The sequence below is a fragment of the Methylobacterium sp. 174MFSha1.1 genome (genome assembly GCF_900116815.1).
In the GTDB taxonomy this organism is placed as follows: Bacteria; Pseudomonadota; Alphaproteobacteria; order Rhizobiales; family Beijerinckiaceae; genus Methylobacterium.
Genome location: NZ_FPCB01000031.1, coordinates 32883 through 56069, shown reverse-complemented (window position 1 = coordinate 56069; position 23187 = coordinate 32883). Strand labels below are relative to the sequence as shown.

Sequence of the window (23187 nt, the reverse complement as noted above, 5' to 3'; positions counted from 1 at the left end):
GCGACCGCCTTGAAGGGCGCTACGTTCGGCACCGTCGCGCTGCCCCTCTCCCGCCCCACTCCGTGGGGCACCCTCCCCCGCAGAGGGGGGAGGGCTCTAGCGCGGTGGCCATCACTTCCGTACCGCGTGCAAACCGCTACGTCGTGTACCGTATCGCGACGCGATACAGGCGTGCTTTAAGCGACGGCCGCGACCCGCGCGACCCGCCGGCGCCGCGAACTCTCCGCCGCGACCGCCGCGAAGGTGATCTCCTGGCGCTCGCGGGCGACGAAGGCGCCGGGCATGTCGGCCTGCATCTGGCCCTCGAGGTCGCGCAGCAGCGCGTCGGTGTGCTGGGGATAGAGGTGCACGATGGCGAGCCGTCCGACATCGCCGGCGCGGCACAGCTCGACGCCCTTCTGCCATGTCGAGTGGCCCCAGCCGCGGCAGGCCGGGTACTCGCCCTGCGTGAACATGCCGTCGTAGATCACCAGGTCCGCGCCGCGCACGAAGTCGAGCAGGGCCGGATCGGGCCAGGGTTCGGAATGCTCCAGGTCGCTGATGTAGCAGGCACTGCGGCCGCCATGGCGGAAGCGGTAGCCGGTGGCGCCCTGGGGATGCTGGAGGGGGATGGTGTCGACGACGGCGCCGTCCGGGAAGGTCAGGCTCTCGCCGGCCTTGAAGCCGTGATGGACGAAGCGGGCGGGCAGCACGTCGAGGGTGATCGGGAAGAGCGGCGGCGAGAACAGCCGGCCGAGGGGCTCGGCGGCGCTCGCGCCGTCGAGGTTGCCGCACCAGGTGTGGATCTCGCGCGAGGGGTCGAGCACCGCCGGCTTCATGAAAGGCAGGCCGCCGACATGGTCGAGGTGGAGGTGGCTCAGGAGCAGGTCGACCCGCTGGGGCAGCCGGTCGCGGTGATGCGCGCCGAACGCGTTGATGCCGGTGCCGGCATCGATCACGAACAGTCGCTCGCCGCAGCGGACCTCGACGCAGGGGGTGTGCCCGCCGAATTCCACGAATTCCGGACCGGAGGCACAGGTCGACCCCCTGACGCCCCAGAACCGGAGCGTCAGACCGGCTTCCATGAGAGGACCCCTCGTTGTCATGCCGGCGACCGTGATGGGGGTTGTCTGGGTTGGATGTGCGATGACGCACATGGCGGATGCTCCGGCCGGACGGTCCGGCAAGACACTATGGTGGGCTGTGCACGAGAGATGTGCCTCACGAACGATGAGCGCAAGACGAAGGTTCCCTCGGACGGCCTAATCTGTCGTTAAGCGGGTGTGCTCGCGCACCGGCCCTATGGATTGAGCAGCATCCTGCCCGAGCGCGGCCGTCGCGGGAAGTCCCACCTCGGGGGGAGACGCCGCAGGACCGGTGTGGCCGGCGGGCACCACCGTGTTGCGCTCGGCCCGCAGCACAAGGTCGAAGGGCGCATCCGGATCCGGCCGGCACTCGTCCGGCAGGCAGACCACGAGGCCGCGCCCGGCCCGGGCCGCCCGCAGCCGCGCGATTCCCGCCATGATCTCGGGCGCGCCGCGGTCGTCGAGGGCGAGCCCGATCACCAGGATGTCGGGCCGGCGCACCAGGCAGCGGGCGAGGTCGATCGCCATGCGCTCGGACGGCGTGAAGCCGTCGCGCCCCCCCAAGCCGCTGTCGGCCGCCCGCGGATCGACCTGGCTGGCGAGGCCGAAGCGGTAGACCGTGCGCTCCAGGCCGCGCTCGCGCAGGACCGCCTGCATCAGGCTGCGCACCCGCGCCCCGGCCCCGGCCTCGGCGCCGGCGATGCGGCCGAACAGCAGGTTCTCCTCCAGGCTCGCCGCGGCGGTGACCCTGCCGGGGTCGTAGAATTCCACCGAGCCCTGGAGCGAGGCCGGCAGCAGCGCCGCGAAGGTGCGCCGCGCCGCGACGAGGCGCGCCTCCATCGCCTCGTCGATGAGGCCGAAGCGGTGCCGGGTCTCGCTGTAGCGCAGGCACAGGCCGATCAGCCGGGCGCGGTCGCGCTGGCCGGCGGGGCCGCGGCGCCACCCGGAGGCCTCGGGCTGGCGCGCCACCAGGTCCTCGAAGAAGCCGCGCTCCCGGGCCGGGAAGAGCGAGAAGGCGTCGAAGAGCGGGTGGTCGTCCGGCAGGTCGGAGAAGATCTCGACCGTGGCCCGGGCGATGGCGAGGCCCATCTCGGTCATCGGCCGGGTCAGACCTTCCGCCTCCAGCACCGCCCGGGTGAAGGGATGGCCGGCGAGCCGCGCCTCCGAGAAGGCCGAGCCGACCGGCGCCCCGAACAGGATGTTCTCGCCCACCGTCGCCTGGCGGTTGTAGCGGGCGGGGTCGAACGGCTCGATCAGGTGGGCGGCGTGGTCCGCCGTCAGCGCGGCGCGCAGGGCGTCCCGCGTCTCCACGATCGCCGTTGCGGTGCCTGCGTCGAGCCGGCGCGGCAGCACGCTGGCGAGGCCCCGGCCATAGACCAGCCGGTCGAGCCCGGTGACCGCCAGGGCCTCGACCAGCCGCTCCTCGAGTTCGCCGGCATGCGGCGTGCTGGCGTCCGGGCTCGATCCGTCGGCGAAGGCGGGATCGCCGTAGAGCAGGTTCTGCAGCAGCGTGCCGGCCATCAGCACCGGCTCGGCCCCCGCATAGGCGATGCGCCGAGCCCGCTCCGCCGGCTCGACCGAGCGCAGGTCGATGCCCGCATAGGTGACCGCCCCGGCGGTGGGTTCGAGCTGGCCGGCGATCAGCGCCGCCAGCACCCGTCCGCCGCTGCCGCGGTCGCCGAGGATCGCGACGTGGCCCGGCATCGGCACGGTGAGGTCGAGGCCGATCAGCCGCTCGCCCGAGGCCGGATCGTAGGCCGCGACGTTGGCGAGCACGATCGGCCCGCCGTCGGGCAGGCTCTCGGACTGGCTGCGCAGCCGGCGCGGCGCCCGGGCGCGGGCCTCGAGCGAGGCGGTGGCGCGGGCGATCTCCCGGAAGGCCGGCAGGGCGGCGCGCCGCCGCCGGTTCTGGCGCAGGAAGGCGGCGACCGCGCTCGACGCCACGGCCAGCGCGCCCAGCACCGCCGAGAGGCCGCCGGCGCTCACCGGGGCGGTGGGCGTCGGCCCCTGCCAGAGGGCGGCGGCGAGCACGATCGTCGGCACCAGCACCGTGATGGCGAGCGCCGGGGCGCGGGCGCGGGACAGCTCGTCCTCGGTCGCCGTCAGCGCCCGGCGGGCCCGCTCGGCGACGTGGCCGAGGCGGGCATGCTCGAAGGCGGCGGTGCCGTGGGCCCGCACCGCCGGCAGGCGCCGCACCAGGTCGGTGAGGCCGCGCTCGAGCGCCGCGCCCTCCAGGCGGCGCTGGTCGTCCCGGCGCTCGGTGCGGGCGATGAGGAGCTGGCGCGCCAGCGCCGCCGCCACGAGGCTGATGCCCGCCACCGCGACGAGGCGCGGCGCCACGGCGGCGGCGACCGCCAGCGCCACCAGCACGGCGCCCACCGCCAGCGCCGGCACCAGGATACCGACGGCCAAGAGCCCGTCCGCGGCGCGGATCGCCGCCCCGACCTGGCCGGCCAGCGCCCGCGCATCGTCGCGGGCGGCAGGCCCCGAGCGCAGGATCGCGTCCTCGGCGAGCTCCCGCAGATGGCGCACCGCCTGTCCCTGCGCCGTCACGCAGAGCCGCGCCACGCCCCAGCCGAGGAGGGCGAGGGACAGGGCGACGCCGATCAGGCAGCCCAGCGCCCACAGGGTCAGGGCGCTCTCCGGCAGCGGCCAGCCGCGCACCAGCACCAGGCCGTGGCCGCCCCATCGCTCCGGCAGCGGCACCACGAGGTGGAGGAAGTGGATCGGCCCGCGTCCCGGCTCGGCGAGCGCCAGCAGCTCGTCGACGAGGTCGCGAAGGGCGAGCAGCCCGAGCCCGACCAGCGGGCCGCCGAGCCCGAGGGCGACCGCGACGGCGGTGGCGTGCCGGCGCTTGGCGGCGCGCCAGGCGAAGGCGATCGGATCGCGGTCCATCAGCGTGGGCGACGGGACCGGGGGGAGGGGGCGCCGGAGAGAGGGGCGCCCGTGGGCCGCGCCGGTCCGGTGCGCGGGGGCAGGCCCGTGGGCCGTCTCGCGATGGTGACCATGGGCCTCCTCGATGTTGCGCGAGGTATGGGCCGCGCGGGCCGGAGCGGTCAAGCCGGGTGGGCGGACCGGCCCGCGCCCCGGGTCATCCGCCGCGAGAGTGACCTTACGCAGCACAGACGTGCGGAACCGCACCCGGTCGCATCGCAGGCGGGATTATTGTTCGGTTTATCCTTGGGTGCGTGGCCGCACATCGCAAGACAATGTCTTCGATCATCCTCATCTTCATCGCCGGAACGGACTGGTTCGGTCCGTCAATACAGTCGATCGAGAGAGGATAATACGATGAAGACGATCGTCGTTACGACCATCCTGGCCACCGCTCTCGCGCTGCCGGCCGCCGCGCGGGCCGAAGGCGGCGAGGGCAGCCGCCAGGCCGCCGGCGGCGGCTTCATGAGCAGCTACGTCTCCGATCCCTACCACGATCCCCGCTCGCACCTGTCGCAGCGGGCGGGCACCGGGCAGATCCAGGGCCAGCCGATGGTGGCGGAGCGGGGCAGCGGGATGGAGCGCGCAGGCCGGTGGGCGGTCGGCCGGTGAGGCGCGGGTTTTCTCTTCCCATGGGTGCAGGGTCGTACGGGAAAAGAAATGGCGCGGGCTTCTTCCCTCCCCCCTCTGCGGGGGAGGGTGCCCCACGGAGTGGGGCGGGAGAGGGGCAGCGCGACGCCGCTCCAGGGTACGCCCTTCATAGAGCGCGCGGCCTCTCCGGAAACGGTGTCCCCTCTCCCGACCCCTGCTGACGCAGGGGCCACCCTCCCCCGCAGAGGGGGGAGGGAAGAAGCCCGCGCTACTTACTTTCCCCGGTCAGCCTTCCGCCCGCGGGGAGAGGGGGCGCGCACGACCCGGCGTGACTCGACGAAATCCTGAGGTGGCGAAACCCCGCCCCCCATCCACCACGACAAGGACTCCTCGTGGACAGCAGCATCATCCAGGGCATCTGCGCCTTCCGCGGCAGCGTCTTCCCCGGCCAGCAGCGGATGTACGAGCGCCTCGTGCGCGACGGGCAGCAGCCGAAGGCGCTGATCATCGCCTGCGCCGATTCCCGGGTCTCGCCCGAGCACATCACCCAGGCCGGCCCCGGCGAGCTGTTCGTCTGCCGCAACGCCGGCAACATCGTGCCGCCCTTCTCGCAGATGAACGGCGGCGTCTCCTCGGCGATCGAGTACGCGGTGGTGGCGCTCGGGGTGCGCGACATCGTGGTCTGCGGCCACTCGGATTGCGGCGCCATGAAGGGGCTGATGCAGCCCGGCGCCCTCGCCGCGATGCCGAACGTCGCCGCCTGGCTGCGCCACAGCCACGCCGCCGACCGCATCGTCTGCGAGGCCTATCCGGCCGACATCGACCCGAAGGACCGCCTGCGGGCGCTCGCCCTCGAGAACGTGGTGGTGCAGCTCGCCCATCTGCGCACGCATCCGAGCGTGGCGGCGGCGCTCGCCAAGGGCGGGCTCTCGCTGCACGGGTGGTTCTTCGAGATCGAGACCGGCGCGCTCCTGGCCTATGACGGCCGGCGCTTCGTGACCCTGACCGACGACGGCGCCCTCCCGGTGGCCGAGGTCTCGACGCCCCGGCGGGCGGCGGCCGACCTGCCGGTGCGGGTGGCGGCGGAGTGAGGCGCTGAGGCGGGCCCGTTCCTCCGCGCCCATCCTGGAGGAAACGGGCCGGTTCCGGGCGGCGGGTTGAGGCCTACGCTGCCTCGAAGGCTGGACCGGCCAGGCCGCGGGCATGGTCGCGAAGATCCGCCGGCCAGTTCTCGCTCAAGGTTCGGAAGCGATCCGCATCGCCCGCGTAGAGGGCGCGTGACGCCTCTTCGTAGCCGGGAGCATCGCCGAGCATTGCCCCCATGAAGCGGTCTGCCGCTTCTTGAGCCAGGCGCTGCCGCTCCCCGCCCGCGCCGGCATTGCGGGCCGCCTCGACGAGCTTGCGCAGGGCGACCGAGGCGCCGCCGGGTTGAGCGGCGAGCCAGTCCCAGTGCCTCGGCAGAAGGGTGACCTCGCGGGCGACGACCCCGAGCTTCGGGCGTCCCGCCGCGCGGGCGGGTGGCTCCAGCCGCGCCGTCACCTCGGCGTCGCTGCCGCGCAGGTCGAAGTCGATCTGCCGACCGGAGCTGTCGTCGAAGACGAGCGGGCTGGCTCCCCGCGCGACCGCTTGTTTGACCGCCAGGGCCACGACGGCGGCCGGGCCGGTGGCCAAATGTCGGCCATCCTCGAAAGCGGTGCAGGTAAAGGACTCGTCCATGGCGAAACTCTGGGCTCGACGTGCGACGCCTTTTTACCCGGATAAAAAGCAGCGTCAATAACACCCGGGTAAAATCAAGGGTTAAGCCACTCATCCCCGCGCGCCGCGCGGGCGAGCCCCCGCCGATTCGCGCTTCCGGTACGGTGACCGTGCGCTAGATACGGCGCCATGCGCACCGCCCGGATCGTCCCCCTCGTCGTCGCCACGGCCCTGTTCATGGAGAACACGGACTCGACCGTGCTCGCGACGTCGCTGCCGGCGATCGCCGCGGATATGGGCGAGGACCCGATCGCCCTGAAGCTCGCGCTCACCTCCTACCTCGTCAGCCTGGCGATCTTCATCCCGATCAGCGGCTGGGCCGCCGACCGCTACGGCGCCCGCACGGTGTTCCGCTGGGCGCTCGCGGTGTTCATGGCCGGCTCGCTCGCCTGCGCGGCGGCGCATTCGCTGGGCTGGTTCGTCGCCGCCCGCTTCCTGCAGGGCATGGGCGGGGCGATGATGGTGCCGGTCGGGCGCCTCGTGCTCCTGCGCAGCGTGCCGAAGGGCGAGCTGGTCCAGGCGCTCGCGACGCTGACCATCCCGGCCCTCGTCGGCCCGGTGATCGGTCCGCCGCTCGGCGGCCTCATCACCACGACGCTGCACTGGCGCTGGATCTTCTTCATCAACCTGCCGATCGGGCTCGCCGGCATCCTGCTCGCCACCCGCTACTTCCAGGACATCAAGGAGGAGGCGCGCCCGCCCCTCGACCTCGTCGGCTTCGTCCTCTCAGGCATAGGGCTCGCGAGCCTGATGCTGGGCCTCGCCTCGAGCGGGCGCCACCTCCTGCCGGAGGCCGTGTCCTGGGCCTGCACCGGCGCCGGCATCGTGATGTGCGGGCTCTACCTCGCCCATAGCCGCCGGGTCGCGCATCCGGTGATCCGCCTCGACCTTCTGCGCTACCCGACCTTCCGGGCGGCGGTGCTCGGCGGCAGCCTGTTTCGCATCGGCACCGGGGCGATTCCCTTCCTGCTGCCCCTGATGCTGCAGCTCGGCTTCGGGCTCGATCCGCTGCATTCGGGTCTCATCACCTTCGCGGCCGCCGCCGGCGCGCTGTTCATGAAGACCATCGCCGCCCGCATCCTGCGCGCCTTCGGGTTCCGGGCGGTGTTGACCCTGAACGCCGTGGTGGCCGCCGGGCTGCTCGCGATCAACGGCCTGTTCACCGCGGGCACGCCGCACGCCGTCATCATCGCGGTGCTGCTGATCGGCGGCTGCTTCCGCTCGCTGCAATTCACCGCCGTCAACGCCATCGCCTATGCCGACGTCGACCCGCGCGACATGAGCGCGGCGACGAGCCTCGCCAGCGTGGCGCAGCAGCTCTCCTTGAGCATCGGGGTCGCCTTCGGGGCTTTCGCGCTCCAGTCGGCCGCCGAGTGGCACGGCCGCACCGAGATCCGGGCGGAGGATTTCTGGCCCGCCTTCCTGGCGGTGGCGGTCCTCTCCGGGCTCTCGACCTTCTCGTTCCGCCGCCTCGCCCCGGAGGCCGGCGCCGAGGTCTCGGGCCACCGCATCGTCCAGGCGAAGCCCGCCGCCGACGCGACCTGAGCTTTGCCGTGAGAGTCTTGCCGCGAGTCTGCGTGAAGGAATCCTGCGCCCAAGCTTCAGCCGGCATTCAGCGTGACGGTGAGAATTTGAGGACATCGAGCACGGACGAGCCGCGATCGGCTCTGGGTTGCTCGGGACATCGTCCTCACCTTCCAACGTCATGGGGATCTGCCATGAAGCGCATCGCATCCGTCTGCGTGGCCGCGGCGAGCCTGGCGAGCGTCACCCTGGCCGGCGCCGCGCCGGCCGAGGCCGGCTGGCGCGGCGGGCCGGCCTTTGCCCTCGGCGCGGTCGGCGGCCTCGCCCTCGGCAGCGCGATCGCCGCCGGCGCGCGGCCGGCCTACGGCTATGCCCCCGCCCCGGCCTACGGCTATACGCCGGTCTATGGCGGCTACGCCCCGGCCTACGGCCCGGATTGCTACACCGTCCGCCGCCGGATGGTGGACGAGTTCGGCGACGTCTACATCCGCCGGGTCCGCGTCTGCGACTGACCGCGACCTGACCTCGTTCGGCCGGGACCGCCATGAGCCTGCTCCTCCGCCACATCCCGGCCTTTTCAGATTGCGCCCTCGCCGATCTCGCGGACGAGACGCCCTGGGCGCTCACCGCGGCGGCGCCGGCGGTCGTCCGCCGGCTCCTCGACCGGCTCGGCACGGATTTCTGCCTCGCCGACGAAGTCGCGGTCCATCGCAGCGCCCGGATCGAGCCCGGCGCGGTGCTCAAGGGCCCGCTCGTCGTCGGGCCGCGCTGCTTCGTCGGCCACGGCGCCACCCTGCGGGGCGGCGCCTGGCTGGAGGAGGCCTGCACGATCGGGCCGGGCGCGGAACTCAAGGCCTCGTTCCTGTTCGCCGGCACGGCGCTCGCCCATTTCAACTTCGTCGGCGAGAGCGTGGTCGGCCGGGGCGTCAACCTCGAGGCCGGGGCCGTCATCGCCAACCACCGCAACGAGTGGCCCGGCGCCACGGTGGCGTTCCGGTACGACGGTGCCCTGATCGAGACGGGCCTGCCCAAGTTCGGCGCCCTCGTCGGCGACGGGGCGCGGCTCGGGGCGAATGCCGTCGTGGCCCCCGGTGCGATCTTGCGCCCCGGCACGGTGGTGCCGCGCCTCGGGTTGGTCGATCACGGCGTCCCGCCGGACCTCAGGTGAGCGATTTCCAGACCCGCTTGCTTCGACGAACCGATCTGCAACCCTCCGGGTCATCCCGGGGCCGCGCAGCGGAACCCGGGATCCATAACCGCTGACGTTCCAGGAAGAGGCGGGAGGCCTTCCGCCTGATCTGTCACCGTCGGCGGTTATGGATCCCGGGTTCCCGGCTGCGCCGGGCCCCGGGATGACCCGGTGAGATGGTGACCTGCGTGCCAGATCGACCGACGCCATCGGTCAAGCACGCTCTCAGATCAGCTCCTGCACCGGCACTGGCTCGCCGATGCCGCGCAAGCGCCGCAGCTCGGCCCGGGCCGTGATCCCGTTCTCGGTCAGGCAGCGGGCGGCCTCGGCGTGGCGCAGGACCGCGTCGGTGGCGAAGATGCCGCCGGCCGCCGCCAGCTGCTGCACCCGCGCCGCCACGTTCACGGTCTGCCCGAAATAATCCTGGCGGTCGTTGAGGCTCACCGCGAGGCACGGTCCCTCGTGCAGCCCGATCTTGAGCACGAGGTCGTCGGCCCCGCGCTCGGCGTTCAGGGCCTGCATCGCCGCCCGCATGCGGAGCGCCGCCGCCACCGCCCGGTGCGGCGCCGGAAACGTCGCCATTACGGCGTCGCCAATCGTCTTGACCACCGCCCCGCCCTCGGCGGCGACGATCTCGTGCAGGATGCGGAAATGCGCCCGCACCAGGTCGTAGGCGACGAGGTCGCCGACCCGGGCGTAGAGCTCGGTCGAGCCCTTCAGGTCGGTGAACAGGAAGGTCAGGCTCAGGATCTTGAGCCGCTGGTCGATGTCGAGCGTGTCGGTGCGGTAGAGATCGCGAAAAGTCTGGTTGCTGAGGAGTCGCTTGGCGGTGAGGAAGGGCATGCGCCCGCCGAGCAGCGCCTCGAGATCCGGCCCGACGCGGAAGACCGCCGGCAGCACCCGCCCGCCGGTCCGGTTGTCGAGGGAGATGCGCAAGGGACCGGGGCGGACCGTGCTGTGGCCGGCGCTCGCCCTCGCGGCGTCGAAGACCAGGGCGAGATCCTGGCGCTCCTGCGTCGGCTCGCCCTCGACCGCGAGGGTGTGGGCCGCATGGGTCACGGGATCGAGCACGATCAGCGGCTCGGGCCCGAGCTGGAGCGCCAGGATCATCCGCTCGCCGGCGCGCAGCTCGACCGTTTCGACGAGCGCCCGCTGCGCCAGCGCGGCGAGGTCCGCCGGCTCCGGAAAGGCGAGGCCGGAGCCGAAGAACACCTGGCGCTGGTAGTCCCAGAAGCCGAGCCCGTCGGGATCGTGCGCGGCGATGCGCCGGATCCGCGGGCTGACCGTGAACGTCACCTCGACCGTGTCGTCGAGGACCGGTTCGCTGTCGAGGGCGCAGAAGGCGCAGTGATAGCCCGACGACCGGACCCCGCGCAGGCTCGCCGGCGCCTCGATCACGCCGCCGCAGCTCGGGCACAGGACGTTCCAGGCCATCTCGAGGAGGCCGAGCCGCGCGCCGTGCAGGAGCGCGCCGATCACCGGCTCGTCGTCGAGGCCCGCTTCCGCAGCGAGATGCACGGCGTTGATCCGCGCCAGTTCCGCATCGGCTCCGTGCCGGAGCAGGTGCTCCACGGCCCGGGCCGCCGCGGGCTCGGCCGTCCGGTGGAGTGCGGCGAGGAGGGCATCGCTCTCGTCCATCGGGGGAGACTAGACCCGGGCGCGGGCGGCGGCAACGCGGCGTCCGGCCGTCGAGCCCGCGACGGGCACGTCCGTGCGGGCGGAGCCTCCTCCCGGGCAGACAGGCTGAAATCCCCGATCGAGGACGCGCGACGAGTTGGCCCGGGGCGAGGCGCAGCCACCTTTGCGTGCCGGCACCAAGACTGAAAAATTAATAATTGCATCTCTTGGCTGCGTGTGCCGATGGCAGAGTTAGCAGTTCAGCTTCGATCCGACACGTTGCCTGCCGGTGTAGACCATGTGATAAGTTTTCGATTGACAGGCGGCGACCGGATCAGGGCGTCTTGCTGCCGGCGGGTGCCCTTCCTATGCCGTACTTCTATTTCCATCTGCGGACTCCGAGTGGATTGAACCAGGACGAAGCCGGGTCCGAGTTCGCCAGCCTCGAAGCGGCTTACCTCGATGCCTTCGACGCGATCGGGACCATGACTGTCGACCTGATGCGGCAGAAGGCCAATCCCTGGCAGTACGGCTTCCAGATCACGGACGCTGCCGGAAAGACCATGCTTGATCTGCCGTTCGCCGAGTATCTGGGCCGGGGGCGGCGGTCGATGCTTCCACCGACCTCGGTCGACATGCAGCGGATCGCGGACGAGCTGAGAGGACGGCGCGACGCGGCGGCACAGGCGCTGATGCGCTCCCACGCCTTGCAGACGGCCCTGCGGGAGCAGGGCGCCGCCCTGCAGGAGACCCTCGCGGAGACGAGACGGCTGCTGAGCGAGGCGAGCCGGGGTCTGGCGGCGTTCCGGCCCATGCGGACGGGATCGACGGCCTGACGTCGACCGCGACGATGCCTTGCGCCCCGCGGCCATCGGGAAGGCGCTCGGCCCCTGAGCATCATTCGCCGAAGCGGTCACCGGTTCGGCGGAATAAATGATGCAAAAACAAGGAGCTGAGCGGAGTTGCCCCGTGCAGCTCTGCTTAGCCTCGCTCCGCCCCGCCGAGCGTCGCCAGCGCCTCCCCGTCGAGCCGGAAGAACACCTTGTCGGGCTTCTGTGCCGCGCCGAGCCCCTCGTAGAAGGCGAGCAGCTCCGGCTTGCCGGCATCCGCCGTCCAGTCGACGCGCTTCAGCCCGCGCGCCACGGCCTCTCCCGCCACCGCCCGCACGAGCGCGCGGCCGTGGCCGCCGCCGCGATGGGCGGCGCCGACGAACAGCTCCTTCAGGAACAGGCCGCCCGCGAGACCCGGGCCGGGATAGACCGCCGAGAAGGCCGCGAAGCCGGCGAGGGCTCCGACATCCTGCGCCCCGCCCCCCTCCGCCACCAGGATCTCGGTGCCGGCCGGGCGCCCGGCGAGCGCCGCCTCGATCTCCTCCCGAGGCGGGCACGGCACGGCGTAGTAGGCCTGCATCTCCTCGAACAGACACGCCAGGGCCGGGTGGTCGGCCGGGGTGGCGGCCCGGATCACAGGGCGCCCCGGCGCAGGTCGGCGAGCACCGCGGCGAGATGCGAGAGGAAGCGGGCCGCCGCCGCGCCGTCCACCGCCCGGTGGTCCCAGGACAGGCTCAGGGGCAGGATCAGCCGCGGCTGGAAGGTGCTGCCGTCCCAGACCGGCTCGATGCGCGAGCGCGCCGCCCCCAGGATCGCCACCTCGGGGGCGTTGATGATCGGCGTGAAGCCGTCGCCGCCGATGCCGCCGAGCGAGGAGACCGAGAAGCCGCCGCCCTGCATCGCGGCGGGAGGCAGGGTGCCGGAGCGGGCCTGCTCGGCGAGCTCCCCCATCTCCTGGGCGATCTCGACGAGGCCCTTGCGGTCGCAGTCGCGCACCACCGGCACCAGGAGGCCCCGCGGCGTGTCGACCGCGAAGCCGACATGGACATGATCCTTCAGGATCAGGGCATCGCCGTCGAGCGCCGCGTTGAAGCGCGGATAGGCCCGGAGCGCGGCGGCGGCGGCCTTGATCAGGATCGCCACCATCGTGACCTTGTGGGCGCCGGGCCGGCCGGCGCCGTTCAGCTCGCGCCGCAGCGCCTCGGTCTCGGTGACGTCGGCATGGTCGAAATTGGTGACGTGCGGGATCGTCAGCCAGTTGCGGGTGAGCGCCTGGCCGGAGATCTGCTGGATGCGCGACAGGGCCTCCCGCCGCACCGGGCCGAACTTGGCGTGGTCGACCTGCGGCCAGGCCGGCAGGCCGGCGCCGATCCCCGAGGGTGACGGAGCGGGCGGTGGGGCCGCCGGGGCAGCGGGGGAGGGGGCCGCCATCTGGCCGCGGACGAAGGCCAGCACGTCCTCGCGCAGGATGCGGCCCTGCGGGCCGGTGCCGGGAATGCCCGCCAGATCGACGCCGAGCTCGCGCGCGTAGGCGCGCACGGAGGGCGTGGCGTGGGCGGCGGACGTGGCGTGGGCTTCGGACGTGGCGGGGATCTCGGGTGCGGCCGGCGCGGGAACCGCCGCTGGGGCCGGGCTCGGCGCCGGTTCGGGGGCGGACGGGGCCGCGGCGGGTGCCGGCGTGGCGGCCTCGCCGGAGGTGTCGACCATCAGGATCGGCGTGCCCTGCGACACCCGCGTGCCCGGCGCCACCAGGATCTCCGCCACCACCCCCGCCACAGGCGAAGGGACCTCCATGGTCGCCTTGTCGGATTCGATGCTGATCAGGAGGTCGTCGACGGCGATCCGGTCCCCGGGCTTGACCAGGATCTCGACCACCGGGACGTCCTTGAAGTCGCCGATATCAGGCAGGGCGACCGGCAGGCTGGCACTCACGAGGCTCTCCCCGAGACGGTTCTCGTTGTCCCGTCGCGCGCCATCCCGTCGCGGGCGGCGCAGCATCCGGAATGTTACGCCTAGAGCATTTGGCGACCGGGGGGAAACCGTCGTGCGATGCCTCCTAGCGCGCCTTGCGGGTCCGTTCCGGCAGGGCCGGGCGCAAGGAGGGGGCGGCGGCCGGGCGCAGGCGCGGCGAGGCCGGGCCGTGGGCCGGGCGGTGCTGCTCGGGGGTGGCGCCGTGCAGGATCCCGTCGCTGCCGAGGATCGAGGCGACGAGGTCGCGGGCGGTCGCGGCGTCCATGACGCGAAACAGCTCGGTCAGGCCGGATTCCGCCTCGGCCGAGCGGGCGGCCGCGGGATCGAGGTGCCGGAACATGACCACCGCTTCATCCTCGGCGAGGTCCGCGGCGCGGAGCGCCAGCGCCAGGAGGTCGCGCCGCTCCGGCTCGGAGGCGCGCAAGCCAGCCCCCGGCATGCCGAGCGCCTCGCCGAGCGCCGCCTCGAACCGCTCCGGCTCGCCGCGGGCGGCGAAGGCGGTGAGCGCCGCGACGGCGGCGCGCGTGCCGGCCCGCCCCTGCGGCCGCAGGGCCGCGCGGGCGGCGACGCCGTCGCGGATCGCCGCCCTGCGCTCGCCGTCGGCCTTCAGGTAGAGCGGCGCGAGCTCGACCGCCGGCAGGTCGTCGCGGGCGAGGAGCAGGGCGGCCAGGTCCGGCCGCCGGCGCGCCCGCTCGGCCAGCCGCACCAGGGCGGCGCCGGCGAGCGGCGCCGTCGCGTTGCGGGCGAGCGCCAGGTCGACGTCCGGCTCGTCGCGCTGGCTCAGGTCGTCGACGAGGGCCCGGCCGAGATCGTGCCGCAGGGCGATGACCGCGTCGAGTTCCGGCCCGTTGCCGGCGGCGTCGAGCAGCGCCGTCGACAGGACCGGGCTCAAGGCCAGCACCGCGTCGCGGGCGCCGCCGCCATGGGCGGCGAGCAGCGTCAGCACGCTCTGGGGCGTGTCGGCCAGCGGCGCCAGCTTCTGGGCGACGATCTCGGCGGTAGCGGAATCGACCGTCGGGATCAGCCCGCAGGCGAGCGACTCGAAGGCCCGGATCGTCGCGACGTCCCGCACCGGCGCGGCGCGAAAAAGGTCCGTCTGCACCCGCAGCAGGACCGGTTTCATGTCGAGACGCCGGTCTCGCGCGAGGTCGAGAAGGCCGGAGAGGTCCGGCGGAGCGTCGGCGGCGGAGCGGGCCATGGGCGATCGGGTACGCAGGACTGAAGACGACCCGGAGAATGCCGGGGCTTGCGTAAAGCGACGCTTAAGGCTGCGGAGAGCGGCCGGTTCCCGGCCTGGGGACAGCGGGGATCGAGCACCGGTCCGGTCACCGATGGTTTACGCCGCGGGCCGGGCGGGCTTCCGGACACGGTGATACGGGGGATCGATGGAAACAATCCATTAACCATGCGCGTGGTTTCGTCCCTCCCATGAGGTCGCGATGGGCGGCGGTCCCGGGGGGACGTGCCGGAGGGACTTAGGCGGAGGCGGGAGAGCACACATGGTCGGCCCACAGCGGCGTCCCTCGGCGGACATCATCCCGTTCCCGCGCCTCGCGGCGCGTGCGGTCGCCGGCGGTTCGGCCGATTCCCATCCGGCGGACGCGGTCCGCGGCACGATTCTGCTGTTCACGGGAGTGCGCTATGAGAGGCTGCCCGATCCCGCCGAGCCCGGCCTGCCCGCGCCCGAGCGGCGCTGCCGGCGCTGAGATCCCGCGCTCCCCCATGCCGCGCCGGACCCTGCCGTTCGTCTCGCCGCTCGCCGGCGCCCTCATCGCCGTGCCGCTGGTGGCGGCCTGCGTCCAGCAGGGCGATTTCGGCCGCCCGGCGCCCACCGCCTGGAACAGCCTGATCGACGCCGCCGGCACCTTTGCAGCGCACGAGCGCGGCGAACCGGCCTCGCTGTTTCCCTTCACGGAGGACGAGCGGGCGCTTCGCGACCGCGCCTGGCGCTTCCTGATGCCGGCGCGCGAGCGCAGCGTCTTCGATGCCGCCCTCAACAACCTCACCCGCGCCCGGGTGCTGCCGGCGGGCTGGCGCCCCGCCGATCCGGCGGCCTATCTCGAGGCGATCACCAGCGGGCCGTTCCGCTCGGTCGTCTCGCGCTACCGGCGCCTCTCCGACGACCTGGTGGCGGATGGCCGCCTCGTCCCGGCCTTCGCCGAGACGGCGTCGCGGGTGGTGCGGGCGGACCTGACGCGGCTGCAGAGCCTGCCCTTCATCACCACCCTCGACGACCGCGACGTGCGCAGCGCCGCGATGCGGGTGGCGGAGAACCGCTGCCTCATCGCCTGGGTGCGGCGCGAGACGGCGGCGCGCTCCGCCTCCTACCGCTACGCCCTCGAACACCTGCTGATCGCCGCCCCCGAGGACGAGGCGGTGGCGACCGAGCGGGCCCTCGCCTTCCTGGACTCGCGCCGGACCCTGCTCGACCCGCTGCTGCCGGCGGATGCCGAGGCGCGCTGCGGCCTCGTGCCCGCGGAGCCGGGCGAGGTGGTGCTGGTGCGCAAGGGATGAAGAGATCGCCTCCCGGTCGCGGAGACCGGGAGGCGATCGCCCTACTCGTCCGGCCCGTCGATCGTGCAGGAGACCGAGCGGGCGGCCTCGTTGGCCTGGGCCTGCTGGCTCGGCAGGGCGGCGAGCACCCGCACGCTGACGAAGCCCTGCCGGCTCGGCGCGACGATGCGCACGTCGCGATTGCGCTCGTCCTCGTCGGCGGTGGCGAGCGCCTCGTCGAACTGGCGCCGGGTCATGATGACGAGTTCGACGGTGCCGCGCACGGCCGCCTGGTCGGTGATGGCGTAATAGGCGCCGCTGCGCCCGTGCAGCGCGATCGTCTCGACGAGCGGGCCGGTCTCGGCGGTGATCCGCACCGGGCCGTCGTCGAGGTCGTAGGCGCAGACGCCCACCGCCGTCGCAGGGTCCTGCGGCGGCAGCCAGCCCTCCGCCGCCTCGGCCGGTCCCCCGATTGCGGCCGCGTGGACCAGCACCGAGGTGTCGTTGGCGAGCGTCGCGCGCGAGCGCGCCAGGGCGTCGCCGTCGGCGAGATAGGGGATCGCCAGCACCGTCGCGACGTGCACGAGTCCGGCCAGGACGAGGCCGCACAGGGTGGCGAGGACGAAGCGGCCGAGCGGCGTCACGGGCAATCCTCCCGGGTGATCGAGGGCACGCCCTCGCGTTCGAGCACGCCCGTGCTCGCCGCCACCGGCGTGTCGTAGAGGCGCAGCACCAGCCGGATCGAGCCGTCGCCCCCGGGCATCGGCAGCCAGTTGCCGGGCTGCACGACCGGGCTCAGGCTCACGGCGAAGCGGCCGTCGCGGTCGCGCAGGACCTCCGTGGAGGTGAAGCCGGTGCGCGCCGGCGGCACGGCGCCTCCCTGCGCCGGGCGATCGGCCGCGGCCTTACTGGAGTCCTTGGCCGTTTCCTTGGCGGCTTCACCGGCGGCTGCCCGGGCCGTCTCCCTGGCGTGCCCGCGCCGCTCCACCGTCAGGGTCCAGGCCCGGGCCGGGGGCGTGGCACCGGCGATGCGGTAGCGGCAGGACGGGTCGAGTCGGCGCCCGGCATCGTCGGTGAGCGCGGTGAGGAGCAGGCCTTCCCCGAGGGCCAGCGGCACCTCGCCGGTCCGGGCGTGGATCGCCCGCACGTAGGGGTCGGCCTCGCGCGAGCCGATCTTCGGCCAGGCTGTCCAGGCGTTGAGGGTGACGCCCCCGAACGGGTAGCGCCCCCGCGTCGCCCAGTTGGCGCTGGCAAGACCCAGGACCGCACCGAGCGCGAGGGCGTAGACCACCAGCCCGACAGTCCCGAACCCGAACCCGCGCAGGCGCGCCGCCCGCCGCAGCAGCCGCGGCAGGGTTCGGGGCCGGAGGGGCGCGGCGCGCCCGGCGGCCGGAGGGGCGACTTTCTCGATCAGCATCGTGGGGCCGTGTCTAGCCCAGGTCGGGCGGAGCCCGAACGGGTTTTTTCGCCGAGCGGCTACCGCCGGGCCGAAGACGGGAGGCCCGGGATCCGCCGGATCGGACCGCGAGCCTCCTCCGGGGATCCGCGGTGCGGGGCGAGCGTCATCGCGTCAGCCGCTCGTACTCAGCATCGAAGGCGGCTTCGAACAGGCGTGTCTTGAAATCCGAGGTTTCGTTCCTGTCGAGAACGTCGAATCGTTCTCGCGAGTGGTCGCGCGGTGCGCTCCCTGCGTAATTAGCGTCGCCCCACCGCATGCGCAGGACAAATTCGTCATAAGTTTTGCATTGATAGTGATTGATCTGGATCGTGTCGTGAACTGTCCGTGTGCCGATGCCGGGGTAATGCAGCGTGAACTCCTTGAAGTCGGAGAGCGTCCTGCGGCCCTCCGACGTTCCCGCGTCGTGAACGTGAACATCCGTTGCCAGGGCCGTGCGGATGAAGCTCTTGAAATGGTGGTGATTGGCCCAATCCAAGTCGGCGCCCTGGAAAAACGTCTTGGTCACGAAGTCGTAATCAGCGGATGTCCGTCCGCCGGAGCCGAAATTCCGCCAGTTGATGTGAACACTCGCGACGTCGGCCGGAACGCGATCGAGGAAATCGTGGATATGGCCGTCGGCGAAGGGCAGGAGAAACTCGTCGATGTCGAGGAACATGACCCAGGGCGTCGTCACGATGCGCAGGGACTGCGTGTAGGCGGTGATCTGGGGCGAGGTGCCGGGTACGGACGGCCACGGTATCAGGGCGACCCGTGGGTCCCGCCGTGAAAGACGCGAGACGATCCGGTCGGTGTCGTCGGTGCTGTCGTTCGAGAAGATCAGGATGCGATCGAAGCCGATCGCGAGATTCCAGGCGATCCACTCCGTGATGTACCGGCCTTCATTCTTCGCGATCGCCACGACCGTCGCGACGCCCGGCGGGCGCTCGGGCGGGTTCACGATCGCCGAGAGCCGATCGCGAATCCGGTGCGGCCACGGCGTCGCGTGACCGTGCTCCGGGGCGGACCCGGCGCGGTCGAGGAGGTGTGTCCGGATCCGCTGCGCCAGGCGCGTCGCGAGAAGGCGGTCCAGCCACCGATCATGCTCGCGCTGTGTCGTCAGTCTCAAAGCCGTTGAACCGTAGGGTAATCCGGAGGAGTGCTCGATGACGATCGAGGCTGCGCCTGCCGGGCTCAGTTCAGGCGATCGTAGAGCATTTTCCGAGAAAGTGCATACGGGAGCTGTGACGGAAATGTGACAAAATCGCAATCGCGGAGTCGAAGATCTGATGCGCCCTCGATCCGAGTACGGCCGGTCCGTGCTCTAGGGCATGATCCGGTCGGCATGCGCCTTGGTGCTGCGCCGGATCTTGGAGCGCGCCGGAATTTTTTCCTTCGCGCCGACATCCGCTCGGTCAGGGGGTGCCCGGGTGACGGGCCGGTCCATCGTCACGGGCGTCCCGATGGACGCCGCAGGAGCCGAGCTATCGGCGACGCTCACAGGATCCGGCCGTGCTGCGACCCCCATTGCTCGACCAGCTGCCGGACCGCCGCGCTCGAATCGATCAGCCGGCCGTGCTGCTCGGCCAGGTCCGCCAGGTATCCCATGAGGCTCCTGACGGCGATCATGTCGTCCTCGACCCGCGGCGTGTAGCGCAGCTCGCCGCCATGGTAGCGCGTCGGATCCTCGACGAGGTCCGGGTGCTCGTTCTTGTGGGTCATGAACCACTCGCTCTTGAGGAGCGCTTCGGGCCGGTCCTTGAGGATCTCGAACGGCCCGCGATAGTGGGAACTCGCGCCGGCCTTGAGCGCGACCTCGCCCGCGGCGAGGACCTTCGCCCAGCCCCGCACGAACTTCACCACCAGCTGGAACGGCGAGCGCTCGGAGTAGTGGGCCAGCCAGATCCTGGCCTCGGTGATCTGCTCGCGCACCTCGGACCCGCGGCAGAAGACGTGATGCGATCCGTTGTCGATCATGATCTCGTCGTGACGGATCTTCGCGCTCACGATCACCTTGCAGGTGTCGCTCGGCGCGTGACGCTTGACCATGCGACGCGGGACGATCATTTCATCCTTGTTGTCCTGCCGCGTGTATTGATAGTTGACCATCGGGATCTTGACGCACTGGACCGGGCTGCCGCTCCGCTCCAGGGCCTCGAAGTACTGATGAAACGACATCCCGAGATGGCGGTCGTCGAGGAACTCGTCGGCGTCCAGGAAGACGACCCAGTCGGCCCGGTGGTTGTCGACCGCTTCCTTGTACAGGAAGGTGTTGAACTCGCGCTCGTTGTAATGAACGGACTTGTTCTGGAAGACGGTGATCGACAACCCCTCGGCCTGCAGGGACCGCAGGATGTCGAGCGTGCCGTCGTTGCTGCCGTTATCGATGAAGATGTGATGGCCGGCAAACAGGGCCGTGTGCCGCGTGAAGGCCTCGACGATGTCCGCCTCGTCGAGGATGCGGGTGACCGCCACGTACTTCATGGGCTTTTCCTTCGTGCGGCCCTGCAACGCGTGCCGGAGCCGGTCGCCGCGGGACCGTGCGGCCGCACGGCGCCGTTGTGCGGATCGTCATGGCGAAGGTCAAGGCGCGGCACTCGGGCGCCGCGCCCCCCCCGCGTCACCGCACCGACGACCGTTCCGCCGCGCCGCTTCCCACCGTGTTGAACGCCGCCCGCCCCGGGGTCGGGCTCTCGACCGAGCGGAACAGGGTGCCCAGTCCCCCCAGCACCTCGAAGGAGCGCCGCGACAGGGCGCCGGCCGGCGCGCCGGGGGGCGGGGTGGTCGGGGCGGGGCCCTGGGCGCTGCGAACGGCGGCCTTGTCCGCCTCGAAGCCCGGCATCGGCTTGATCTCGATGCCCTGGTGAGCCGGGGCCATCACCTCGTGGAAGGTGATCGCCGGCAGCGAGCCGCCGGTCAGGTTCTTGGTCGAGGAATGGTCGTCGTTGCCGTACCAGACGGCGGTGACGAGGTTGCCGGTATAGCCGACGAACCAGGCGTCGCGGTAGGCGTTGGTGGTGCCCGACTTGCCGGCGGTGCGCACGCCCTCCACCGCCGCCTTGCGGCCGGTGCCCTCGTCGACGACCTTGTTCAGCATGAAGTTCATGTCGGCGACGACCCGGGTCGAGAGCAGCTGCTCGGGCGGCCCCTCGCTGGTGTCGTGGCGGTAGATCACCTCGCCGGCGCCGGTGCGGATCTCGGACGCCGCGTAGGGCTTGGCCCGGCGGCCGCCATTGGCGAAGACCGAGTAGCCGGCGGCCTGGTCGAGCACCGTCACCTCGGCCGAGCCGATCGGCAGCGAGACCGAGTCGACCAGGTTCGAGGTGATGCCCATCTTGTGGGACAGTTCGATGATCTTGGCCCGGCCGAGCTTGGCCGCCCGGGCGTCGTGGGTCTCGCCGAGCTGCTTGCCCATGGCGATCGAGAACTGCACCGGGATGGTGTTGATCGACTTCGCCACCGCGACCCAGAGCGGCACGGTGCCGGCGAACGAGCGGCCGTAATTCGCCGGGCACCAGTTGCCGATGCAGACCGGCCGGTCGACGACGCGGCTCTCCGGCCGCCACTGCCCGGTGGCGAGCGCCGCGGCGTAGACGTAGGGCTTGAACGACGAGCCGGGCTGGCGCAGCGCGTCGGTGGCGCGGTTGAACTGACTCTGGCCGTAATCGGCCCCGCCGACCATCGCCCGCACGGCGCCGTCCGGATCCATGGTCACGAGGGCCGCCTGCTCGACGTCGAAGGCGTCGCCGAACTGGCGCAGCACGTTCTCCACCGCCTGGTCGGCCCGCTTCTGGATCGCGAGGTCGAGCGGGGTCTTCACCACCAGCACCCGCTCCTTCTTCAGCTTGCCCTCGTCGGCGAGCTTCTTGATCTCGTTGAAGGCCCAGTCGAGATAGTAATCGGCGCTGATGTCGCGCGAGCGGGTCACCGGAGTCGCCGGGTTGCGCAGGGCCGACTGGATCTGGCCCTCCGTGAGGTAGCCCGCCTCGACCATGTTGTGCAGCACGTCCGCCGCCCGGGCGCGGGCCTTCGGCAGGTTGACGTGGGGCGCGTACTTCGTCGGCGCCTTGAACAGGCCGGCCAGCATGGCCGCCTCCGGCAGGGTGATGTCCTTGAGGTTCTTGCCGAAATAATAATCCGCCGCCGCGGCCGCCCCGAAGGTGCCGCCGCCCATATAGGCGCGGTCGAGGTAGAGCTTCAGGATCTCGTTCTTGGTCAGGTGGCATTCGAGCCAGAGGGCCAGGAACGCCTCGTTGATCTTGCGCTCGAGCGAGCGCTCGTTCGACAGGAAGAGGTTCTTGGCGAGCTGCTGGGTCAGCGAGGAGCCGCCCTGGACGTGGCCGCCGCCGCGCGCGTTCACCGTCACGGCGCGCAGGGTCCCGATCGGGTCGATGCCCCAGTGCTCGTAGAAGCGCCGGTCCTCGGTCGAGATCAGCGCCTTGACCAGGATGTCGGGAAACTCGTCGATGCGCAGCGAATCGTCGTGCTTGATGCCGCGCCGCCCGACCTCGGTGCCGTAGCGGTCGAGGAAGGTCACGGCGAGGTCCGGGGCCTTCAGCCAGTTCTCGCTGGTCTGGTTGAAGGCCGACTGGGCGAGCGTCAGCATCACCACGGCGCCGCCGAGCCCGAGCGTCACGCCCTCGCTCGCGAGGTCGAGGACGACGCGCTTGACGCCCCGCACCCGGAAGCGGCGCTGGATCTTCTCGGCGTAGCGGCCGTAGGCCTCGCCGAACGAGCGGCCGCCGTTGTAGAGGGCGTCGTTCAGCCAGGCGTCGAAACCGAGCATCCCGTGGGACAGGCGGGTCCGGAGCTTGGTCAGCCGGTCGGTGGGCTGGTTCTCGGGCACGGCAACGGTCCTCGGGATGGCGCAATTCGATGGTCTAGCAAGCCTCGCATCCTAGCGCGAGACCGTGAGCCCTTCGCAGGCTTCCAAGGCCTATATGGGGCGCTTCTTCGCCGACACGACGTCGCAGGATTGCGTAAGCCGGCCCGGCCGTGCTTGCCCGCGGGCCCCGGGCGCGGCAGAGGGGGATCCTCCATCCCCGACATTCCCACCCGCGCCGTCGCGCCGGCGCCTCGAGAGCCTTGAACCACCGTGGCCGAAGCCCGCAGCAAGCCCCCGCGCCCGCCCGCCTCGCTGAAGGCCGAGACCCCGTTCTGGCGCGAGAAGAGCCTGGAGGCGATGTCGCCGCAGGAGTGGGAGAGCCTGTGCGACGGCTGCGGCCGCTGCTGCCTGCTCAAGCTCGAGGACGAGGATTCGGGCGAGATCCACTACACCGATATCGGCTGCACGCTGCTCGATGCCGGCACCTGCCGCTGCCGCGACTACGCCCGGCGCCAGCGCAGGGTGCCCGATTGCGTGCGGCTGACGCCCGAGGCGGTGCGCACCCTGCCGTGGCTGCCGCCGACCTGCGGCTATCGCCTGGTGCGGGACGGGCGCGACCTGCCCTGGTGGCATCCCCTGGTCTCCGGCACCCGGCGCACCGTGCACGAGGCCGGCATCTCGGTCCGCGGCCGGGTCAGCGGCACCGAGGAGGAGTTCGAGACCGAGGAACTGCCGGACCGCATCGTCGACTGGCCGGGCCAGGATCCGGGGAGCGAGGATCCGGCGGGCGGGGATCCGCAAGGCGGGGCCTGAACGGCGCGGGCAGGACGCTCACCTCGCCGGTCGAGCGCCGGGCCGACCTCAGGAGCGCCCGAGCCGCCGCGCAGCCAGCGCTGGCACGGGGCTTGCTAACTCCTGGCAGACGCTCATGGGCGTTTCCTCCCTGACTTGGGGCCCCG

General features: G+C 72.0%; 22 protein-coding genes. 9 read left to right on the top strand and 13 right to left on the bottom strand.

Going from position 1 to position 23187, the window contains the following annotated elements; all coding sequences use genetic code 11:
• Nucleotides 1-176: 176 nt before the first annotated feature.
• Together BM430_RS24615 and BM430_RS24610 are read right to left on the bottom strand one after the other, a co-directional pair.
• Nucleotides 177-1064, bottom strand: coding sequence for an MBL fold metallo-hydrolase (locus tag BM430_RS24615; RefSeq protein WP_244539648.1), 888 nt, complete (start codon nucleotides 1062-1064; stop codon nucleotides 177-179).
• A gap of 177 nt (nucleotides 1065-1241) precedes the next feature.
• On the bottom strand, nucleotides 1242-3959 hold the full coding sequence (locus tag BM430_RS24610) for an ATP-binding cassette domain-containing protein (RefSeq protein ID WP_093569907.1): 2718 nt from the start codon (nucleotides 3957-3959) through the stop codon (nucleotides 1242-1244).
• Nucleotides 3960-4355: 396 nt separating this feature from the next.
• Here BM430_RS24610 and BM430_RS24605 point away from each other — a divergent pair, with 396 nt between their 5' ends.
• Together BM430_RS24605 and BM430_RS24600 are read left to right on the top strand one after the other, a co-directional pair.
• Nucleotides 4356-4610 carry a hypothetical protein gene (locus BM430_RS24605; RefSeq protein ID WP_093569875.1) on the top strand — a complete coding sequence of 85 codons (255 nt, stop codon included), beginning with the start codon at nucleotides 4356-4358 and terminating at the stop codon, nucleotides 4608-4610.
• Nucleotides 4611-4981: 371 nt separating this feature from the next.
• Entirely contained in the window at nucleotides 4982-5680 is a 699-nt protein-coding gene (locus BM430_RS24600; RefSeq protein ID WP_244539647.1) for a carbonic anhydrase, read from the top strand.
• Between the two features lie 73 nt (nucleotides 5681-5753).
• Here the strand turns inward: BM430_RS24600 and BM430_RS24595 are convergent, their stop codons facing one another.
• Nucleotides 5754-6305 carry a DUF2239 family protein gene (locus tag BM430_RS24595; RefSeq protein ID WP_093569874.1) on the bottom strand — a complete coding sequence of 184 codons (552 nt, stop codon included), beginning with the start codon at nucleotides 6303-6305 and terminating at the stop codon, nucleotides 5754-5756.
• Between the two features lie 168 nt (nucleotides 6306-6473).
• On the opposite strand from BM430_RS24595, the gene BM430_RS24590 reads away from it, so the two are divergent.
• The 3 genes from BM430_RS24590 (at nucleotide 6474) to BM430_RS24580 (ending at nucleotide 9036) form a co-directional block, all read left to right on the top strand.
• Entirely contained in the window at nucleotides 6474-7889 is a 1416-nt protein-coding gene (locus tag BM430_RS24590; RefSeq protein WP_093569873.1) for a DHA2 family efflux MFS transporter permease subunit, read from the top strand.
• Nucleotides 7890-8062: 173 nt separating this feature from the next.
• A complete protein-coding gene (locus BM430_RS24585) occupies nucleotides 8063-8380 on the top strand; it encodes a hypothetical protein (RefSeq protein ID WP_093569872.1) in 318 nt (105 codons plus the stop codon).
• A gap of 32 nt (nucleotides 8381-8412) precedes the next feature.
• Nucleotides 8413-9036 (top strand): LbetaH domain-containing protein, encoded by a 624-nt coding sequence (locus BM430_RS24580; RefSeq protein ID WP_093569871.1) that lies wholly within the window; start codon nucleotides 8413-8415, stop codon nucleotides 9034-9036.
• Between the two features lie 246 nt (nucleotides 9037-9282).
• Here BM430_RS24580 and BM430_RS24575 read toward each other — a convergent pair whose 3' ends face one another.
• Entirely contained in the window at nucleotides 9283-10695 is a 1413-nt protein-coding gene (locus tag BM430_RS24575) for an adenylate/guanylate cyclase domain-containing protein (protein WP_093569870.1), read from the bottom strand.
• 386 nt (nucleotides 10696-11081) lie between these two features.
• Between BM430_RS24575 and BM430_RS24570 the strand changes: the two genes are divergently transcribed.
• The gene (locus BM430_RS24570; RefSeq protein ID WP_143132122.1) at nucleotides 11082-11510 is read left to right on the top strand and encodes a DUF6894 family protein; all 429 of its coding nucleotides are present in this window, start codon (nucleotides 11082-11084) and stop codon (nucleotides 11508-11510) included.
• A gap of 145 nt (nucleotides 11511-11655) precedes the next feature.
• Here the strand turns inward: BM430_RS24570 and BM430_RS24565 are convergent, their stop codons facing one another.
• From BM430_RS24565 to BM430_RS24555, 3 genes are all read right to left on the bottom strand, one after another.
• Nucleotides 11656-12084 carry a GNAT family N-acetyltransferase gene (locus tag BM430_RS24565; protein ID WP_093569905.1) on the bottom strand — a complete coding sequence of 143 codons (429 nt, stop codon included), beginning with the start codon at nucleotides 12082-12084 and terminating at the stop codon, nucleotides 11656-11658.
• Nucleotides 12085-12137: 53 nt separating this feature from the next.
• Nucleotides 12138-13436, bottom strand: a complete 1299-nt coding sequence (locus tag BM430_RS24560; RefSeq protein WP_093569868.1) for a 2-oxo acid dehydrogenase subunit E2 — start codon at nucleotides 13434-13436, stop codon at nucleotides 12138-12140.
• A 124-nt stretch (nucleotides 13437-13560) separates the two neighbouring features.
• Entirely contained in the window at nucleotides 13561-14673 is a 1113-nt protein-coding gene (locus BM430_RS24555) for a DUF2336 domain-containing protein (RefSeq protein WP_093569867.1), read from the bottom strand.
• A gap of 301 nt (nucleotides 14674-14974) precedes the next feature.
• Here BM430_RS24555 and BM430_RS24550 point away from each other — a divergent pair, with 301 nt between their 5' ends.
• Both BM430_RS24550 and BM430_RS24545 read left to right on the top strand, forming a co-directional pair.
• Nucleotides 14975-15181: a hypothetical protein gene (locus BM430_RS24550; protein ID WP_093569866.1), complete on the top strand. Its 207-nt coding sequence runs from the start codon at nucleotides 14975-14977 to the stop codon at nucleotides 15179-15181.
• Between the two features lie 16 nt (nucleotides 15182-15197).
• Complete coding sequence (locus BM430_RS24545) at nucleotides 15198-15989, top strand: hypothetical protein (RefSeq protein ID WP_093569865.1); 792 nt, start codon at nucleotides 15198-15200, stop codon at nucleotides 15987-15989.
• Nucleotides 15990-16030: 41 nt separating this feature from the next.
• Here BM430_RS24545 and BM430_RS24540 read toward each other — a convergent pair whose 3' ends face one another.
• From BM430_RS24540 to BM430_RS24520, 6 genes are all read right to left on the bottom strand, one after another.
• Complete coding sequence (locus tag BM430_RS24540; protein ID WP_093569864.1) at nucleotides 16031-16612, bottom strand: DUF1254 domain-containing protein; 582 nt, start codon at nucleotides 16610-16612, stop codon at nucleotides 16031-16033.
• Nucleotides 16609-17385, bottom strand: coding sequence for a DUF1214 domain-containing protein (locus BM430_RS24535; RefSeq protein WP_093569863.1), 777 nt, complete (start codon nucleotides 17383-17385; stop codon nucleotides 16609-16611). The genes BM430_RS24540 and BM430_RS24535 overlap by 4 nt, the downstream gene beginning before the upstream one ends.
• Nucleotides 17386-17530: 145 nt before the next feature.
• A complete protein-coding gene (locus BM430_RS24530; RefSeq protein ID WP_143132121.1) occupies nucleotides 17531-18532 on the bottom strand; it encodes a glycosyltransferase family 2 protein in 1002 nt (333 codons plus the stop codon).
• 195 nt (nucleotides 18533-18727) lie between these two features.
• Nucleotides 18728-18850 carry a hypothetical protein gene (locus BM430_RS35595; protein WP_280142290.1) on the bottom strand — a complete coding sequence of 41 codons (123 nt, stop codon included), beginning with the start codon at nucleotides 18848-18850 and terminating at the stop codon, nucleotides 18728-18730.
• 50 nt (nucleotides 18851-18900) lie between these two features.
• Nucleotides 18901-19887, bottom strand: a complete 987-nt coding sequence (locus BM430_RS24525; protein ID WP_093569861.1) for a glycosyltransferase family 2 protein — start codon at nucleotides 19885-19887, stop codon at nucleotides 18901-18903.
• Between the two features lie 136 nt (nucleotides 19888-20023).
• Nucleotides 20024-22189, bottom strand: a complete 2166-nt coding sequence (locus BM430_RS24520; protein WP_093569904.1) for a transglycosylase domain-containing protein — start codon at nucleotides 22187-22189, stop codon at nucleotides 20024-20026.
• Between the two features lie 309 nt (nucleotides 22190-22498).
• On the opposite strand from BM430_RS24520, the gene BM430_RS24515 reads away from it, so the two are divergent.
• A complete protein-coding gene (locus BM430_RS24515) occupies nucleotides 22499-23041 on the top strand; it encodes a YcgN family cysteine cluster protein (protein ID WP_093569860.1) in 543 nt (180 codons plus the stop codon).
• The last annotated feature ends 146 nt before the right edge of the window (nucleotides 23042-23187 follow it).